Source organism: Streptomyces sp. NPDC088915 (genome assembly GCF_044749825.1).
Classification (GTDB): domain Bacteria; phylum Actinomycetota; class Actinomycetes; order Streptomycetales; family Streptomycetaceae; genus Streptomyces.
In genome coordinates this window covers 125,929-144,148 of sequence record NZ_JBIVIR010000004.1, presented here as the reverse complement: position 1 = coordinate 144,148, position 18,220 = coordinate 125,929, and the positions used below count along the sequence as shown (strand labels likewise).

14 protein-coding genes are annotated in these 18,220 nt (G+C 74.9%); 9 read left to right on the top strand and 5 right to left on the bottom strand.

The features are described 5' to 3' along the window. The first annotated feature begins 97 nt into the window (after positions 1–97). From ACIP5O_RS09265 to ACIP5O_RS09245, 5 genes are all read left to right on the top strand, one after another. Positions 98–1,132 carry a LacI family DNA-binding transcriptional regulator gene (locus ACIP5O_RS09265; RefSeq protein WP_401290501.1) on the top strand — a complete coding sequence of 345 codons (1,035 nt, stop codon included), beginning with the start codon at positions 98–100 and terminating at the stop codon, positions 1,130–1,132. A gap of 99 nt (positions 1,133–1,231) precedes the next feature. Beyond that, the gene (locus ACIP5O_RS09260) at positions 1,232–2,302 is read left to right on the top strand and encodes a phosphatase PAP2 family protein (protein ID WP_401290498.1); all 1,071 of its coding nucleotides are present in this window, start codon (positions 1,232–1,234) and stop codon (positions 2,300–2,302) included. A gap of 44 nt (positions 2,303–2,346) precedes the next feature. Continuing rightward, entirely contained in the window at positions 2,347–4,569 is a 2,223-nt protein-coding gene (locus tag ACIP5O_RS09255; RefSeq protein WP_401290495.1) for an NADP-dependent isocitrate dehydrogenase, read from the top strand. 97 nt (positions 4,570–4,666) lie between these two features. Further along, positions 4,667–4,957, top strand: a complete 291-nt coding sequence (locus ACIP5O_RS09250; protein ID WP_356541991.1) for a hypothetical protein — start codon at positions 4,667–4,669, stop codon at positions 4,955–4,957. A gap of 170 nt (positions 4,958–5,127) precedes the next feature. Beyond that, positions 5,128–6,702 (top strand): sigma-70 family RNA polymerase sigma factor, encoded by a 1,575-nt coding sequence (locus ACIP5O_RS09245; RefSeq protein ID WP_401290492.1) that lies wholly within the window; start codon positions 5,128–5,130, stop codon positions 6,700–6,702. A gap of 9 nt (positions 6,703–6,711) precedes the next feature. On the opposite strand, the gene ACIP5O_RS09240 is transcribed toward ACIP5O_RS09245, so the two are convergent. The 4 genes from ACIP5O_RS09240 to ACIP5O_RS09225 all read right to left on the bottom strand — a co-directional run bounded on the left by ACIP5O_RS09240 (position 6,712) and on the right by ACIP5O_RS09225 (position 10,714). After that, a complete protein-coding gene (locus tag ACIP5O_RS09240; protein WP_401290489.1) occupies positions 6,712–7,434 on the bottom strand; it encodes a CAP domain-containing protein in 723 nt (240 codons plus the stop codon). A gap of 138 nt (positions 7,435–7,572) precedes the next feature. Then, positions 7,573–8,463: a universal stress protein gene (locus tag ACIP5O_RS09235; protein WP_401290485.1), complete on the bottom strand. Its 891-nt coding sequence runs from the start codon at positions 8,461–8,463 to the stop codon at positions 7,573–7,575. Between the two features lie 156 nt (positions 8,464–8,619). Next, positions 8,620–10,077, bottom strand: a complete 1,458-nt coding sequence (locus ACIP5O_RS09230; protein WP_401290483.1) for an acyl-CoA dehydrogenase — start codon at positions 10,075–10,077, stop codon at positions 8,620–8,622. 181 nt (positions 10,078–10,258) lie between these two features. Next, entirely contained in the window at positions 10,259–10,714 is a 456-nt protein-coding gene (locus tag ACIP5O_RS09225) for an RrF2 family transcriptional regulator (RefSeq protein WP_401290480.1), read from the bottom strand. Between the two features lie 489 nt (positions 10,715–11,203). Here ACIP5O_RS09225 and ACIP5O_RS09220 point away from each other — a divergent pair, with 489 nt between their 5' ends. The 3 genes from ACIP5O_RS09220 (at position 11,204) to ACIP5O_RS09210 (ending at position 15,067) form a co-directional block, all read left to right on the top strand. Next, complete coding sequence (locus tag ACIP5O_RS09220) at positions 11,204–12,064, top strand: glutathione S-transferase C-terminal domain-containing protein (RefSeq protein ID WP_401290478.1); 861 nt, start codon at positions 11,204–11,206, stop codon at positions 12,062–12,064. Positions 12,065–12,209: 145 nt separating this feature from the next. Further along, positions 12,210–12,452: a DUF5133 domain-containing protein gene (locus tag ACIP5O_RS09215; protein ID WP_125659285.1), complete on the top strand. Its 243-nt coding sequence runs from the start codon at positions 12,210–12,212 to the stop codon at positions 12,450–12,452. 227 nt (positions 12,453–12,679) lie between these two features. Next, positions 12,680–15,067: an ATP-binding cassette domain-containing protein gene (locus ACIP5O_RS09210; RefSeq protein ID WP_401290474.1), complete on the top strand. Its 2,388-nt coding sequence runs from the start codon at positions 12,680–12,682 to the stop codon at positions 15,065–15,067. Positions 15,068–15,130: 63 nt separating this feature from the next. Here ACIP5O_RS09210 and ACIP5O_RS09205 read toward each other — a convergent pair whose 3' ends face one another. Then, entirely contained in the window at positions 15,131–16,513 is a 1,383-nt protein-coding gene (locus ACIP5O_RS09205) for a D-alanyl-D-alanine carboxypeptidase family protein (RefSeq protein ID WP_401290471.1), read from the bottom strand. 412 nt (positions 16,514–16,925) lie between these two features. On the opposite strand from ACIP5O_RS09205, the gene ACIP5O_RS09200 reads away from it, so the two are divergent. Then, on the top strand, positions 16,926–18,188 hold the full coding sequence (locus ACIP5O_RS09200; RefSeq protein ID WP_401290967.1) for a cytochrome P450: 1,263 nt from the start codon (positions 16,926–16,928) through the stop codon (positions 18,186–18,188). Positions 18,189–18,220: the final 32 nt, after the last annotated feature.

The following is an 18,220-nucleotide window of genomic DNA, read 5'->3' as shown; positions in this document are numbered from 1 at the left end:
CGGGGTCTTCTCGCCGCGCCCCGGGGGAGCCCCGCCCCGCCTGGTAGGTTCGCGGGCAACGCGGGCGGGGCGGCGTCCCGAGGGGGAGGAGCGGCACATGGCGGCGAGCGGGCGGCAGACCGGCAGGCCCACCCTGGAGGAGGTCGCCGCGCGGGCCGGAGTCGGCCGCGGCACGGTCTCCCGGGTCATCAACGGCTCCCCGAAGGTGAGCGAACGGACCAGGACCGCCGTCGAACGGGCCGTCGCCGAACTCGGCTACGTCCCCAACCGGGCCGCCCGCGCCCTCGCCGGAAGCCGCACCGACGCCGTCGCCCTGGTCGTCCCCGAGACCGAGGCGCGGCTCTTCGCCGAGCCGTACTTCCTCGACATCATCCGCGGCGTCAGCGCCGAACTCGCCGACGCCGACAAGCAGTTGCTCCTCACCCTGATCCGCAGCGAGCAGGAGCGCCAGCGCTTCGAGCAGTACCTCGCCGCGCAGCGCGTCGACGGCGTCCTCCTCGTCTCCGTGCACGACGACGACCCGCTGCCCGACCAGGTCCGCGCCCTCGGCCTGCCCGCCGTCCTCAACGGCCGCCGCTCGCGGGACGAGAGCGTCGCCTTCGTCGACTCCGACAACACCGGCGCCGGCCGGGCCGCCGTCGCCCACCTCGCCGCACGCGGCCGGCGCGCCGTCGCCACCGTCACCGGACCGCTCGACATGTACGTCGCCCGCTGCCGCCTCGACGGCTACCGCGAGGGCCTCGCCGGGGCGGGACTCGCGGCCGACGAGGGGCTCGTCGCGCACGGCGACTTCACCGAGGAGGGCGGCCGCCGGGCCATGCGGGAGCTCCTGGACCGCCGGCCCGGCCTGGACGCCGTCTTCGCCGCCTCCGACGTGATGGCGGCGGGCGCGCGGGCCGTCCTGCGCGAGGCGGGCCGCCGGGTCCCCGAGGACGTCGCCCTCGTCGGCGTCGACGACTCGGCCGTCGCCCGGCACATGGACCCGCCGCTCACCAGCGTGCGCCAGCCCATCGAGGAGATGGGCCGCACCATGGCCCGGCTGCTCCTCCAGGAGATCGCCTCGCCCGGCGACCCCGACGACCAGCCCCGCCGGATGCTCCCCACCGAACTGGTGGTCCGCGCCTCCTCCTGAGCGCCTCCGCCGGGGGAAGCCCGGACGGGGCGCGCCGCCGGCGTGTCGTTCGGGTGAGCCCAGCGGGCGGCACGGCCGGGCGTGGGGTCGAATCGGGGCATGGCTTCCAACGACAGGCCCCGCACCGGCGGCTCCCCGAGGCCGCTGAGGGCCGGTGACACCTGGTGGTACGCCGCCATCGCGGGCGAGACCGCCGGCTCGTTCACCGCCCGCGTCCGCGTCCGGGCCCGGCGCGGCTGCCTCGGGGCCGTCCTCCTGCTCACGGTCGTCTACGCGGGACTCGTCCTCACCGCGACCGGCCGCCGCTGGGGAGACGCCGCCACGACCGGCCGGCGCGCCGACACCGCCGCCGCCGGCCTGCTCCGCGACCACCCCTCCCTCGCCTGGCTCACCACGCTCTCCCTGGTCCTCGGCTGCGTCCTCCTCCTCGCCGTCGGCCTGATACGCGGGCGGTACGCCCTCACCGGCCTCGCCGCCGGCGGAGTCGTCACCGCCCTCGCCCTCACCGGACTGCTCCGGCTGTACGCCCCGCGCCCCCGCGCCGCCGACACCGGGGCCCTCCTGCCCAGCGGCTTCCCCAGCGCCCAGACCGCCCTCGCCCTGGGCGTCGCCCTCGGCCTGGCCCTCGTCGTCCCCCAGCGGCTGCGCACCCCCGCCGTCGGCGCCGCCACCCTGTGGGCCGCCGCGGTCGGCGCGTACACCCTCGCCGACGGTCGGCACCGGCCCGGCGACGTCATCGCCGCCGCCCTCCTCGTCCTCGCCGTCCTCTGCGGCCTGCTCGCCCTCCGCGCCCGCAGGGGCGAGGTCCGCCCGGCCCCCCGGCGCCTGCCCGCCCCGGCGTCCCTCCTGGTCTTCCTCCCGCTCGCCCTGGTCGCGGCCGGCGGCCTCGGCGCCGGGATCTGGCTGCTCGGCGACGCCCTCGCCCTGCCCGCCACCGCCCCCTACGACCCGGCCGAGCTCCGGCTCGCCCACCGCTGCGGACAGGCCCTCGCCGCCGGGGTGACCGCCACCGCCGGAATCGTCCTGCTCGCCCTGCTCCGCCACGTCGACGTGAGCGGCCCCCCGCCCCCGTACCGGCTCGCCGGCCCCTTCGTCGAGGCCGCCGGGGTCCCCGAGGACGAGGAGCTCGTGGGGCCCTTTACCGAGGACCGCGATCACGAGATATCTTGATGTCGAGCAATCTCGCATACGCAGACGTGGAGCGGAGCACCCTGGTGACTGACTCGACCATCATCTACACCCACACCGACGAGGCGCCTGCCCTGGCGACCTACTCGTTCCTGCCCGTGGTCCAGGCGTACGCCTCGCAGGCCGGAGTCACGGTCGAGACGCGGGACATCTCCCTCGCGGGCCGCATCATCGCCGTCTTCCCCGAGTACCTGGAGGAGGGCCAGCGCATCGCCGACGCCCTCTCCGAACTGGGCGAGCTGGCCAAGACGCCCCAGGCCAACATCATCAAGCTGCCGAACGTCTCGGCGTCCATCCCGCAGCTCAAGGCGGCCGTCGCCGAGCTCCAGGCCCAGGGCTACGCCCTCCCGGCCTACCCGGACGACCCGAAGACCGACGAGGAGCGCGAGATCCGCGCCCGCTACGACAAGATCAAGGGCTCGGCCGTCAACCCGGTCCTGCGCGAGGGCAACTCCGACCGCCGCGCCCCCGCCTCGGTGAAGAACTACGCCAAGGCCCACCCGCACCGCATGGGCGCCTGGACCCCCGAGTCCAGGACCAACGTCGCCACCATGGGCGAGAACGACTTCGCCTCCACGGAGAAGTCCGTCGTCATCGCCGAGGACGACACCCTCCGCTTCGAGTTCACCGCCGCCGACGGCACCGTCGGCGAGCTCCGCGAGCCGCTGAAGGTCGTCGCCGGCGAGGTCGTCGACGCCGCCGTCATGCGCGCCGCCGCCCTGCGCACCTTCCTGAGCGAGCAGGTCGCCCGCGCCAAGGCCGAGGGCGTGCTCTTCTCCGTGCACCTCAAGGCCACCATGATGAAGGTCTCCGACCCCATCGTCTTCGGCCACGTCGTGCGCGCCTTCTTCCCGGCCACCTTCGCCAAGTACGGCGAGGTCCTCGTCGCCGCCGGCCTCTCCCCGAACGACGGCCTCGGCTCGATCCTCAACGGCCTGGACGGCGTCCCGCACCTGGGCGAGGAGATCAAGGCCTCCTTCGAGGCCGAGCTCGCCGAGGGCCCCGCCCTCGCGATGGTCGACTCCGACAAGGGCATCACCAACCTGCACGTGCCGTCCGACGTCATCGTCGACGCCTCGATGCCGGCCATGATCCGCACCTCCGGCCACATGTGGGGCCCGGACGGCCAGGAGGCCGACACCCTCGCCGTCCTGCCGGACCACAGCTACTCCGGCGTCTACCAGGCCGTCATCGAGGACTGCCGCGCCCACGGCGCCTTCGACCCGTCGACCATGGGCTCCGTACCCAACGTCGGCCTCATGGCGCAGAAGGCCGAGGAGTACGGCTCCCACGACAAGACCTTCGAGATCGCCCAGGCCGGCACCGTCCGCCTGGTGAACTCCGCGGGCGACGTCGTCCTGGAGCAGGAGGTCGCCGAGGGCGACATCTTCCGCGCCTGCCAGACCAAGGACCTGCCCATCCAGGACTGGGTCAAGCTCGCCGTCACCCGCGCCCGCGCCACGGGCGACCCGGCCGTCTTCTGGCTGGACGCCGAGCGCGCCCACGACGCGCAGCTCATCGCCAAGGTCGAGCAGTACCTGCCGCAGCACGACACCGAGGGCCTGGACATCCGCGTCCTGTCCCCGGTCGAGGCCACCAAGTTCTCCCTGGAGCGCATCCGCCGCGGCGAGAACACCATCTCGGTCACCGGCAACGTCCTGCGCGACTACCTGACCGACCTCTTCCCCATCCTGGAGCTGGGCACCAGCGCCAAGATGCTGTCGGTCGTCCCGCTGATGGCGGGCGGCGGCCTCTTCGAGACCGGCGCCGGCGGCTCCGCCCCGAAGCACGTCCAGCAGCTCGTCAAGGAGAACTACCTCCGCTGGGACAGCCTCGGCGAGTTCTTCGCCCTGGCCGCCTCCTTCGAGCACCTCGCGACCACCACGGGCAACACCCGCGCCCAGGTCCTCGCCGATACCCTCGACCGCGCCACCGGCACCTTCCTCAACGAGGACAAGTCGCCGACCCGCCGTCTCGGTGGCATCGACAACCGCGGCAGCCACTTCTACCTGGCCCTGTACTGGGCCCAGGAGCTGGCCGCCCAGACCGAGGACGCGGACCTCGCCAAGGCCTTCGCCCCGTTCGCCGAGAACCTCGCGGCCAACGAGCGGAAGATCGTCGACGAGCTGATCGCCGTCCAGGGCTCCCCGGCCGAGATCGGCGGCTACTACCAGCCCGACCCGGCCAAGGCCGCGGCCGTGATGCGCCCGTCCGCCACGCTCAACGAGGCCCTCGCGTCCCTCGCCTGATCCGGCGCGCGGCCCCGTACCGCCCCGGCCGGAAACTCCTCCGGCCGGGGCGGTCCCGTCGGTGGCGCATGTGGCATCCGGGTGTGAACCTGGATGGATGAGTTGGGCATCTTGGACGACCACCGGTGTCTACACCGGGCGAGGTGGGGTGCTGACCGACGAGGCCGGGACCGTCACGGGCGATCTGACCGTGCACACCACCTGGACCGAGCGCGAAGCACGTGTGGCCGTGCAGTACAGCGGCGCGTCCGACTGGTTCACCATGTCGGGCAGTCCCGTCCCCTGCGCAACGGAGGAGGAGAGCCGCGAGCTCCACGACGCCGTCGTGGAGGCCGTCCGGGAGGGGAACGGGGCCACGGTCCCGAGACTGCCCGGACCCCTGGTGTAGGGCCGGACGCCCCGGCACCACGCACACCCGAACACTCGAACACCCCGACACCCGAACACTCCGACACCTGAATACGACACGCATCCGGTACCGCGAGAAGTGTTATCCCTCCCGCGCCCACGGGTCTCCGGAAGACGGGGGACACGGACCCGGGACGAGGGAGCAGATCCATGCACAGCGACGAGCGCCGCACCACCGCCCTGGTGGAGGCGGCCAGGGCCGGTGACGCCCACGCCAGGGACGAGCTGGTCCGCGCCTGCCTGCCGCTCGTCCACAACATCGTGGGCCGCGCCCTCGACGGCCACGCCGACACGGACGACATCGTCCAGGAGACGATGGTCCGCGTCCTCGGCGGCCTGGGAGGCCTCCGCGACCCCGCCAGGTTCCGGTCCTGGCTCGTCGCCATCGCGATGAACGGGATACGCCGCCGCTGGCGCGAACGCCGGCAGGACCCCGTGCCCGGCCTCGACCGGGCCGTCGACCTCGCCGACCCGGCCGGCGACTTCACCGAACTCACCGTCCTCCGCCTCGGCCTCTCCGGGCAGCGCCGCGACGTGGCCCGCGCCACCCGCTGGCTCGACGAGGACGACCGCGAACTCCTCGCCCTGTGGTGGCTGGAGGCCGCCGGCGAGCTGACCCGCGCCGAACTCGCCGAGGGCCTCGGCGTCCCCCCGCAGCACGCCGCCGTACGGGTCCAGCGGATGAAGGAGCGGCTGGAGACCGGCCGTGCGGTGGTCCGCGCCCTCGACGCCCTGCCGCCGTGCCCGGAGCTGACGGAGATCCTCGGCCCCTGGGACGAGCGCCCCTCCCCGCTCTGGCGCAAGCGGATCGCCCGCCACCTGCGCGGCTGCGACGCCTGCACGGCCCGGGTGACGGGCCGCCGCGGCCTCGCCCCCGTCGAGGGCCTCCTTGTCGGCATCGGACTCGTGCCCCCGCTCGGGATCGCCGCCGTCACGGCGGACGGACCGGACCTGGAGCTCGCCGGACACGGGTACGGGACGGGGCCCGGCGCGACCGGGGACGCCTCGGTCGGCGAGCCCGCCGGGGCCGGGGACGGTCCCGCCGTACAGGCCGGTGACGGGGCCGCCGGCCGGTGGACCCCGGGGCGCGGGGCGGCCGTCGCCGGAGTCGCCGCCGTCGCCGTGCTCGGGGCCGTCGCCCTCCTCGTACCCTCCGCCCCGGAGGCGCGCCCGCGGCCCGAGCGGCCCGTCGCGGCGCCCCCGACGACCCCCGCCCCGACGACACCCACTCCGGCTACCACGTCTCCGACCCCGGTGGCCACCACCGCGACCCCCGCGCCGACGACCACCACCCCAACGCCCCGCCGCACCACCCCGCCCCCGCCGCCGCCCACCTCCGGGGAGCGGGTGACCGCCCTCGTCAACCGGCTCCGGGCGCGGGCGGGTTGCGCCCCGCTGCGCACCGACCCCCGGCTCGTCGCGGCGGCCGGCGCCTACGCCCGCGACATGGTCGCACGGGGCTACTACGGACACAGCAGCCCGGAGGGCGAGTTCGCGGGCGCGCGGATCACCGCCGCGGGCTACGACTGGAGCGCCTGGGCCGAGAACCTGGCCAGGGGCGCGACCGGCCCGGAGGCCGTCGTCGAGGACTGGCGGGACGGCTCGATGCACGAGGAGAACATGCTCGACTGCCGCTACCGGGACACCGGCGTGGCGTCGGTGCCCGGTCCCCGGGGGACGCTCTGGGTGCAGAAGCTGGCCGCGCCCGCCCCCGGGCGGGGATGACCGCGGGAATCAGCGCTTGACGCCGAAGTTCTGCACCCACCAGGGCCCGTTGGACGTCACGGCCACTCCGACGCCGATGTCCTTGAGGGAGCAGTTGAGGATGTTCGCCCGGTGGCCGGAGCTCCCCATCCAGTCGGCCACGGCACGGGCCGGGGTCTTCGGCCCGCGGTGGATGTTCTCCGCCCAGGTCGACCACGCGTAACCGGCGCCCTTCATCCGGTCGCCCGCGTCCCGCCCCTCGGGGCTCAGGTGCTCGTAGTAGCCGCGGGCGGCCATGTCGGCGGCGTGTCCCTGGGCCGCCGTCCGCAGCTTCTTGTCGGTCCTGAGCGGCCGGCAACCGGCCCGTGTGCGTTCGGCGTTGGTCAGGGCGACGACCTCCCTGACGTACCGTTCGCTCTTGCGGGCGGCGGCCGTCCCGCCCCCGGGGACCAGGACGGGCAGCCGCTCCGACAGTTGCGCCCGCGCCTGCTCGGGCTCCGCCTCCACCCGTACGGGCACGGGCACGGGCGCGGTCACGGGTGCGGGGGAGACGGCGGCCGCCGGGCCGCCGGCCGTCGAGGCCAGGTACGTGCCCGCCGCCACCGTGAGCGCGACGGCCGCCGTCCCCGCGACGGTGACGACCGTGCGGAACCCCGGGCGGCGCCGGACCCCGCCTCCCCCTCGATGCCGGCCGCCCGTCCGCGCGGGCCGTGCGCGCCGGTCGGAGGGTCGGGGACGTACGTGGTACCGCATGGTGCTCCGCTCTCTCGCCGGGGTCGCCGGACGGCCGGCGCAGGGGAGAGCCGCCGGGGCGACGGAGACAACACTTTCCGGTCCCGGCCGTCCCGACACCCCTCGTCAACCCGGCGCGTCAGCTCACGTCGAAGCCTTTCAGCCCTGCGGAACGACCGCCACCGGGCAGGGGGCCAGATGGAGTGCCGCGTGCGCCACGGAGCCGATGCGCGGACCGACGGCCCCCCGCTTGGCCCGCCGTCCGACCACCAGGAGCCGGGCGGCCCCCGACTGCGAGAGCAGCACCTGGCCCGCGCTGCCCAGTTCGACGTGCTCCTCGACCCGGAAGTCCGGGTACTTCTCCCGCCAGGGGGCCAGCGCCTCGCGCAGCGCCTTCTCCTCGTACGGGACGAGCCCGCCGGCCTCGTCGGCGAGCCGCATCGAGGCCGGGCTGTACGCGTAGAGGGCCGGCAGGCTCCACGCGCGCACGGCCCGCACGGACGCCCCGCGCGCGGCGGCGGTCCCGAAGGCGAAGCCGAGCGCGGCGGCGCTGTCCTCCGGGCTGCCGAGCTGGCCGACGAGCACGTGTCCGGCGGACGGCTCGGCCGGCTCGGACGGTTCGGCCCGCTCGCCGTCGCGGGACCGCACGGCCACCACGGGACGGGTGGCGCCGGCGATGATCTGCTGTCCGTACGAGCCGAGCAGGAACCCGGCCACGGGGCCGTGGCCGCGCGAGCCGATGACGAGCATCTCGGCCCGCTCCCCGGTGTCGAGCAGCGCGGCGACCGGGGTGTCGGGCAGCACCTCGGCCGAGAGCTCCAGGTCCGGGTGCCGGCGCGCGATCTCCTCCTCGGCCTCGCGCAGGACCGCCCACGCGGCCCGCCCCTGGGCCTCGGGGTCCTGGGCCAGGGGGAGGTCCAGGGGTTCCCAGCGCCAGGCGTGCGCGAGCCGTAGCGGGAGGCCCCGGTGGAGGGCCTCGCGGGCGGCCCAGTCCGCCGCGGCGAGACTCTCCGGGGAACCGTCCACTCCTGCGACGATCTCACGACTCATCAGGCTGCCTCCGTCGGTGCGGTGCGGTGCGGTGCGGGTCCGCCGGCCGGCGGACCCCCTCCCCTCCAGCTTGGGCCCAACGGCCGCCCGACGGCAGGGCCGTACGTCCCGACACGCTGTTCTCCTCCGTCACGGAGGCACGGTGAGGAAGGCGGCTCAGGCCAGCAGGGTGAGCCGGGCGTGGGTGCCGTTGAGGTAGTGGTCCCCGATGTCCCGGAGCCGGTGGTCCGTCCGCGTCGGGGCGGTGAGCGCGCGGGCGTTGCGCCAGAAGCGGTCGAACCCCGGCCCGCCGCTCCGGGAGTCGGCGCCCGCCGTGCCGTCCACCAGTTCGAGGATGCGGGTGGTGATGTGGACGGCCGCCCGGCCGGTGACGGTCTCGGCCGCCGCGACGAGGACGGAGAGGTCGGCGCGCTCCTCCAGGGTCAGCGACCACTCGGCGTGCAGGCCGCGGGCGAGGGCGTCCGTCGCCCGCTCCACCACCGCCGCGGCGGCGTGCGCGGCGGTCGCCAGCTCCCCGTAGGCCAGGAGGAGGTACGGGTCGTCCCCCGAGCCGACCGGGACGGCGCCGTCCCCGGCCGCCGGGCCGCCCGCGCCACCGGCCGGGGCGGGCCCGGCCTGGTCGGCCCGGCTGATGTCCCGGGCCTCGGCCAGCGCCCCCTCGGCGATGCCGAGGCCGACCTGGGTGAGGAGCAGCCGCAGGGCGAGCGGGGCGAGGGTGGTGAACGGGGCCACGGCGTGCTCGTCGTGCGGCAGGACGCCGAGGACGTGCTCGGGCGGTACGGGGACGTGGTCGAAGGTGACGGTGCCCGCGCCGGCCAGGCGCTGCCCGACCCGGTCCGTGCCCGCGTCGGTGAACACCCCCGGGTGGGCCGGGTCCACCAGGACGACCAGGAGGTCGCCCGTGCCGCCGGGGCGCGCGCCGACGACGAGCCGGTCGGCCACCGTGACGCCGGAGGCGAAGGCGCGGCGCCCGTCGAGGATCCAGCCGCCGCTGCCCTCGGCGGGGGTGAGCGTGAGGCCGGGGTCGGCCGCGGCGCGCGGCGGCTCGACGCCTCCGGCGAGCAGCCAGCGCTCCTCCGCCGTACACACGTCGAGGGCGAGCGGGCGCCGACGGGCGGCTCCCGGCCGGTGTGCGCCGTCCGTCTCGGTCGCGGGGTCCCGGTGCTCGGTCGCGGGGTCCCGGTCCTCCGGTGTGGAGTCCCGGTGCTCCGTCGCGGAGGCGGTGCGGGTGGCGTGCGCCTCGTGGGCGGTGCCGAAGAAACGGCTGCTCCAGGAGAGCGCGTAGTGGTGGGCGAGGAGTTCGCCCACGGAGCTGTCGGCGGCGGAGATCTCCCGTACGACCGCGCACGCGGCCCGCCAGTCGGCGCCCCGCCGGGACGGACCCGGTGCCGTGAGGAGGGCGGGCAGGCCCGCCTCCTGGAGCCGGGCGACCTCGTCGAAGGGCGCCTTGCCCGCCCGGTCCCTGGCCAGGGCGTCCACGGCCAGGTCGTCGGCGAGCTCCCGGGTGACGCGGGGCCAGATCTCGTCGTCGGCGGGCCGGTCGACGCCCCGGCCGGCAGGGGCGGAGGCGGTGCGTACAGCAGGTCTCTTCGGCGATTTCCTCGGCGTGCTCACGTCACCTCACATGATCCCTAGTATCCCCACTGGAATAGTAGGGATAGTGGCAGAGGTGACCACCTCCCCCCAAGGGGCGTCCACAGGCTGGACAAGGGCGTCTTGGGCGATGAGACGGGAGCAAGTCGGCGCAGGTCGTGCGGGGTTGATCCGGCCGGTCGAGTGGCGGGGCGGGGGTCGGTCAGGGGTTGGTCCAGGCCTCCGGGTCGTCGGCGAGCGCGACGATCCCGGCCGGCAGCTGCGCCGCCGCCACCTCCGCGAGCGAGACGCCGAGCACCTCGCGGACCCCCGCCCGGAGCGCGATCCACAGCGTCAGGAGCGACTCGGCGGGGCCCGTGTACGACAGCTCCGGCGGCCGCTCCCCGCGCACCGAGACCAGGGGGCCGTCCACGCAGCGGATGACCTCCGCGACCGAGATGGTCTCGGCGGGTCTGGCCAGCCAGTACCCGCCGTTGCCGCCGCGCTGGCTCTGCACCAGGCCGCCCTTGCGCATGTCCCCGAGGATGCCCTCCAGGAACTTGTGCGAGATGCCCTGGTCCTCCGCGATGGCCTCGGCCTTCAGCGGGCCCGCGTCCCGGGCGGCGGCGAGCTGGAGGGCGGCACGCACCGCGTAGTCGGCCCTGGCTGAAATGCGCATGCGCGCATTATTCCGTACGGTCGTGACGGATCCACCCGCCCGTGGGGCGGGCCGTGCCATTCGCCGTACCGCTCGTCGTGGGACGCGTCGTACCGCGCTGTGAGACGAGGCGTACCGCACCCTTGACGCCGTCCGTGACCGGCCGGACACTCATGGACGGGAAACCGAGCGAACAGGTAGGAAACCATGGGACGCACCGGCCGGAGGGACACCGCATCCGCCGCGCTCCTCCCGCGCTCCCTCCCCCTGACGTCCCGCCGCCACATCGACCTGCTGCGGGTCTGCAGCGCCGCGTAGTCGCCGCCGCCTCCCGGGCGGCCCCGCGCCACTTCCGCCCGTCAGGCCTCTTCGTCGCGGTCCGCCCGTCTCCTCCTGTACGCATCTCCGCCGCCCCGGGGCCCCGTTCGGCCCGCGCCGTCGCCGAGCCGCCGCGACCGGCGCCGCCGTGCGCCGCCCCGGTCCGGCACCGAGCACCCTCAAGGGAGAAGCATGTCCGTCGTCCCGTCCTCGCTGCTGCCCGCCTCCGCCGTGCCCGCCTTCCGCGGCCGCATCGGCCGCGACGTGCGCAGCGGCCACTACGCCGTACCGCACCGCTACCGCCTCCACGTCGCACCGTCCGATCCCGACTGTCTGGGCATCGCCCTCACCCACGGCCTGCTCGGGCTCGACGACACCCTCCCGCTCACGGTCCTGCCCGACACCCCCGACACCCCCGACGGCGGGTACGCCGTGCTCCGCCCGCTCTACGAGGCCAGCGCCCACCTCTACGACGGCCCCGCCTCCGCGCCCGTCCTCAGCGACGGCTGGGCCGGCCGCATCGTCACCACCCACGTCCCCGACATCCTCCGGGACCTCGCCCTGCGCTTCCGCGGCGACGGCCCCGACCTGCTGCCGGAGGAGCACCGCGCCGAGATCGACGCCGTGGCCGACCTGTGCGAGCGGAGCGTCAACCGGGCCGCCCAGCGGGCCGGCGAACTCGGACTCGACGACGGGGCCGCCCACCACGAGCCCCTCGGCGTCCTCTTCGCCGCGCTCGACTCCCTGGAGGACCGCCTCGCCCACCGGCCGTACGTCCTCGGCGACGGACCGACCCTCGCCGACGTCCACGTCTGGATCACCCTCGTCCAGCTCGACACCGTCCACCGCTGGCACCTGGACGCCGCCGCCATGGACCGGGTCGCCGACCACCCGGCCCTCTGGGCGTACGCCCAACGCCTGGCGGGACGACCCGAGTTCGCCCGCCACCTCGACATCGACGCCGTCCTGCGCCGCCACCGCGCCCACTGCCGGGGCCGGGAGGCGGCGGGGGCGGGGATCCGCATCGTCGACTGGGCGGCCGCCCCGCGCTGACGGTCCGGGAGCGGGGTCCGGGGAGCACGTCCCCCGGACCCCGGCGATCCCGCGTCCTCCCCTGCCGTCACCCACCGTGTCCGCGCGGGTCGCGGGTGTGGCCGACGGCCGCCAGTATGGAGCGACGCAGGAACAGGAGGACGCCATGCTGCTGCCCGACAGGAACACGGTCGACCGGTTGCTCCGGCACTACCGCGCCCAGGAGCGGACCGTGCTCGCCCGGCCGTGCGACCTGTCGGCCCGACGGCGCTTCGAGGACACGGCGTACACCCTCTGCGTCCTGATGGGGGAGCGCAGCGCCCGCGCGGCGGTCCGCGCCGCCGAACGGTACGTGACCGGGAACCGGGCCCCGGCCCGGCCGACCCTGGAGGGCCTGCCGGGAGCCTGACCCTCCGGACCCGGCACCTTCCCGGTCCTTCCCGCGCCTCCCGTCGTGCTCCCCGGAAGAGACCGGTAGAGACCGGAAGAGACCGGAAGAGATCAGGAATCGAGAAGCGTCGTCGTCGTGCCGCCATTAGCGTGACGGTCATGGGCATCGCGGCCCTCCGGGGACCGGATTCGAGAACCGGACGCGATGGACCCTCCTTTCGGCCCCGCGCGACAGCAGGAGACACGATGAGCAAGGCCCCCGGGTCGGACGAGCGGACGTCCGTGCCGCACGCCGCCGACCGCCACGACCTGATCCGTGTGCACGGCGCGCGCGAGAACAACCTCAAGGACGTCAGCATCGAGATCCCGAAGCGCCGCCTCACGGTCTTCACCGGCGTCTCGGGCTCGGGCAAGAGCTCGCTCGTCTTCGACACGGTCGCCGCCGAGTCGCAGCGGCTGATCAACGAGACCTACAGCTCCTTCGTCCAGGGCTTCATGCCGACCCTGGCCCGGCCCGAGGTCGACGTCCTCGAAGGCCTCACCACCGCGATCATCGTCGACCAGCAGCGCCTCGGCGCCGACCCGCGCTCCACGGTCGGCACCGCCACCGACGCCAACGCGATGCTGCGCATCCTCTTCAGCCGGCTCGGCAAGCCCCACATCGGCCCGCCGAGCGCGTACTCCTTCAACGTCCCCTCCGTGCGGGCGAGCGGCGCGATCACCGTCGAGAAGGGCGCCAAGAAGGCCGTGAAGGCGACCTTCGAGCGCACCGGCGGCATGTGCACGCGCTGCGAGGGCCGGGGCACGGTCTCCGACATCGACCTCACGCAGCTCTACGACGACTCCAAGTCCCTGGACGAGGGCGCGCTCACCGTCCCCGGCTACACCACCGGCGGCTGGAACTACCGCCTCTACACCGAGTCCGGACTCGTCGACCCGGCCAAGCCCATCCGCTCGTACACGAAGAAGGAACTGGACGCCTTCCTCCACCACGAGCCGACCCGGATGAAGATCGCGGGCATCAACATGACCTACGAGGGTCTGATCCCCCGCATCCAGAAGTCCTTCCTGGCCAAGGACAAGGAGGGCATGCAGCCCCACATCCGCGCCTTCGTGGAGCGCGCCGTCACCTTCACCACCTGCCCCGAGTGCGACGGCACCCGGCTCGCCGAGGGCGCCCGCGCCTCGAAGATCGGGAGGACCAGCATCGCCGACGCCTGCGCGATGCAGATCAGCGACCTGGCCGCCTGGGTCCGCGGCCTCGACGAGCCTTCGGTGGCCCCGCTGCTGACCGCGCTCCAGCTCACCCTCGACTCGTTCGTGGAGATCGGCCTCGGCTACCTCTCCCTCGACCGCCCGGCGGGCACCCTCTCGGGCGGCGAGGCGCAGCGCGTCAAGATGATCCGCCACCTCGGCTCCTCGCTCACCGACGTCACCTACGTCTTCGACGAGCCCACCGTCGGCCTGCACCCCCACGACATCCGGCGGATGAACGACCTCCTGCTCCAACTGCGCGACAAGGGGAACACGGTCCTCGTCGTCGAGCACAAGCCGGAGGCGATCGCCATCGCCGACCACGTCGTGGACCTCGGCCCCGGCGCCGGCACGGCCGGCGGCACGATCTGCTTCGAGGGGACCGTCGAGGGCCTGCGGGCCTCCGGCACCGTCACCGGCCGCCACCTCGACGACCGCGCCTCCCTCAAGGACGCGGTGCGCGAGCCCACCGGAGTCCTGGAGATCCGCGGCGCGTCCGCGCACAACCTCCGTGACGTCGACGTCGACGTCCCCCTCGGAGTCCTCACCGTCGTCACCGGCGTCGCGGGCTCCGGCAAGAGCTCCCTCGTGCACGGCTCGCTCCCCCCGGGCGCGGACGTGATCTCCGTCGACCAGAGCCCGATCCGCGGCTCCCGGCGCAGCAACCCCGCCACGTACACCGGGCTGCTCGACCCGATCCGCAAGGCCTTCGCCAAGGCCAACGGCGTCAAGCCCGCCCTCTTCAGCGCCAATTCCGAGGGCGCCTGCCCCACCTGCAACGGCGCGGGCGTCCTCTACACCGACCTCGGGATGATGGCCGGCACCTCCTCCACCTGCGAGGACTGCGAGGGCAAGCGGTTCCAGGCCTCGGTGCTCGAACACCTCCTCGGCGGCCGGGACATCAGCGAGGTCCTCGCCATGTCCGTGACCGAGGCCGAGGAGTTCTTCGGCTCCGGAGAGGCCCACACCCCGGCCGCGCGGCGGATCCTGGCCCGGCTCGCCGACGTGGGCCTCGGCTACCTGACCCTCGGCCAGCCGCTCACCACGCTCTCCGGCGGCGAGCGACAGCGGCTCAAGCTGGCCACCCACATGGGCGAGAAGGGCGGGATCTACGTCCTCGACGAGCCGACCACCGGTCTCCACCTCGCCGACGTCGAGCAGCTCCTCGGCCTGCTCGACCGGCTCGTCGACTCCGGCAAGTCCGTCGTCGTCGTCGAGCACCACCAGGCGGTCATGGCGCACGCCGACTGGATCATCGACCTCGGCCCCGGCGCCGGTCACGACGGCGGCCGGATCGTCTTCGAGGGCACGCCCGCCGCGCTGGTCGCCGCCCGCTCCACCCTCACCGGGGAACACCTCGCGGAGTACGTCGGGGCCTGACCGGAGGCGGAGCCCGACCGGCGGCGGGGCGGGGCGAGGGCCCGGGGCCCCGCCCCGCGGTCCTCAGTCCTGAGGGGAGTGGTCGGCCCCGGCGCCCGCCCGGCGCCGCCACGCCCACAGCGCCAGGGCCGCCGCGCAGGCCGCGCCGATCAGGCCCAGCGGAAGGCCGGCCGACGCGCCCGAGGCCGCCGCCGTGGACGCGTCCTTCCCGAGGGCGGCCCTGGCGGGGGCTTCCCCGGCCCGGGCGTCCTTCCCCGGCGCGCCCGACGTCGGGGCGACCTTCGCGGGGGAGCCCGACGCCGGGGCGTCCTTCGTCCGGGCGTCCTCGCCGGGCTCGGCCCCCGCCCGGGGCGCCGTCTCCGCCCCGGCCCCGTCCCGTCCGCCACGGGTCGCCGCCACGGCACGCGCGTCCGCCCCGGCCTTCGCGCGCTCCGGCAGCAGCGAGCCCACCGGCCGGACGCGGTCCGCCGCGTCGAAGCCCCAATCGAGCAGCGACCGGGCCTCCTCGTACACGGCGTACCCGCCGCCCTCCTGCGGGTTCATCACCGAGACGACGAGGGTCCGGTCGCCCCGCTTGGCCGCGGAGACCAGCGTGTTGCCCGCGTTGCTCGTGTAGCCGTTCTTGATGCCGATGAGCCCGGGGTAGCGGTCCACCCCGTTCGCCCCGGTCAGGAGCCGGTTGGTGTTGGCGATGCCGTACGACCACGAACCCGCCGGGAAGTCCGCGTAACGCGTCGAGCAGTAGCGCGTGAACGCGGGGTCCTGGAGCCCGGCCCGGCCGAAGACCGCCAGGTCGTACGCGGAGGACACCTGCCCCGGGGCGTCGTAGCCGTCCGGGGAGACCACGTGGGTGTCGTTCGCCCCCAGGGAGCGGGCCTTCTCCTGCATCTTCCCGGCCATCGCGTCCCAGCCGCCGTTCATCGCGGCCAGCACGTGCACCGCGTCGTTCCCGGAGCTGAGGAAGACGCCGTTCCACAGGTCCGAGACCTTGTACGTGTACCCCTCCTTGATCCCGACCAGGCTGCTGCCCGCCCCGATGCCGGTCAGCTCGGAATCGGCCACGGTGTGCTGCTCGGAGGGGTCGTGGTGGGGGAGCGCGGCGAGGGCGAACAGCGTCTTGAGCGTGCTGGCGGGCGGCAGCTTCCGGTGCGCGTCCCGCGCGGCGAGCACCTCGCCCGTGGACGCGTCCGCGACCACCCACGACAGCGCGGAGGCCGAGGGCAGCCGGGGCGCGCCCGCCAGCGGCTGCACCTGCACGCCCTGCCGGTCGAGCCGGGCCGGGTCGACTCGACCGCGTACGGGCGGAGTGGGTTCCCCGACGGCGGAGGCCGGGGAGACGGAGGAGACCGTGGGGGCGGGGGAGGCGACGGCCGCCGGAACGGGCAGCACGAACAGCAGGGCCGCGGAACCGGCGGCAGCGTGACGGACAGCTGACGTGACGATCATTCGGCCACCGTAGGGAGAGGGTGACGAACCCGCAGATCGGAGTGGGCCGACCGGGGGAGCGGGCGTGGCGTACGGCGGCGCGTCGTGAGCCGACCGGGTGGTCCCGGACCGCCGCCGCACGCCCGGGAGCCGTCGGTGACGCCTCCTCACACCCGGCTCGACGCACCACCGTTCGTACGGGATGACCCCTCCACCCCGGAGCGCCACGTTCGTACGGGAGGCCTCCTCCGCCCCGGAGCGCCACCGTTCCGTACGAGAGGCCCCTCCGCCCCGGAGCACCACCACCCCGCCCTGCCGGGCGTCCCGCCGTGCCGGACAACTCCGTACGAGAACAACAGGGTTGACCGTAGGATCTGACCGCTCGCGCGCCGCACCGGCCGTCCCGCAGTCAGGAGTTCCCTCCGTGAACACCGTGAACACCGTGAACACCCCGGACCCCGCCACCCCCTCCGACCGGCCGCCGTACCGCCCGGACCCGGCGGGCGGCTGCCCGCACGCGGACAACGCGCGACTGCTCGCCGGGGGCGCGGTGGTCCCGGTGGTCCTGCCCGGCGAGGTCGAGGGCATGGCGGTACTGGGCCACGACGCGCTGCGCGAGTTCCTCTCCCACCCCGACGTCGCCAAGGGCGCCCGGCACTTCACCGCCCTCGCCGAAGGCCGCATCCCCGACGGCTGGCCGCTGCGGACCTTCGCCACCGTGCCCGGCATGACCACCGCGGACGGCGCCGACCACCGCAGGCTGCGCGCCCTGGTCAGCAGCGCCTTCACCGCCCGCCGGGTCGAGGCCCTCCGCCCGCGCGTCGAAGCGGTCACCGCCGGGCTCCTCGACGGGCTCGCCGGGGCCGCCGCGGCCGGTGACGGCGTCGCCGACCTGCGCCGGCACTACGCGCTGCCGCTGCCGCTCGGGGTCATCTGCGAGCTCTTCGGCGTCGACCCTGCCCACCAGGACCGGCTGCACCACCTCTCCAGCCTGGTCGTCGCCACCGACACCGAACCCGCGCGGGCCGTCGCCGCCAACCAGGAACTCGCCGGTCTCCTGGCCTCCATCGTCACCGCCAAGGCCGCCGACCCCGGCGACGACCTCACCAGCGCCCTCATCGCCGCCCACGGCGAGGACGGCGACCGGCTCAGCGGACCCGAGCTCATCGGCACGCTGCTCCTGATGATCATCGCGGGCCACGAGACCACCCTGAATCTGATCACCAACGCGGTCCGGGCGCTCTGCGCCCACCGCGACCAGCTCGCCCTGGTCACCGAGGGCCGCGCGACCTGGGCGGACGTGGTGGAGGAGACCCTCCGCTGGGACAGTCCGGTCAGTTACTTCCCGTTCCGCTACCCGACCCGCGACCTCACCGTCGACGGCACCCTGATCCCCAAGGGCACCCCCGTCCTCGCCGGGTACTCGGCGGCGGGTCGCGACACCGGGGCCCACGGCCTGGACGCCGACCGCTTCGACGTCACCCGCGCCACGACGGTGAAGCACCTCTCCCTCGGCCACGGCCCCCACTACTGCCTGGGCGCCCCGCTCGCCCGCCTGGAGGCCACGACCGCCCTGGAGGCCCTCTTCACCCGCTTCCCCGACCTGGACCTGGCCGTCCCGGAGGACGGCCTGACCCGACACGCCGGCTTCGTCGGCAACAGCGTCCGCACGCTCCCGGTCCGACCGACCCGCTGACCTCCCGGCCCGACCGGCCCGCTCTCCTCCCG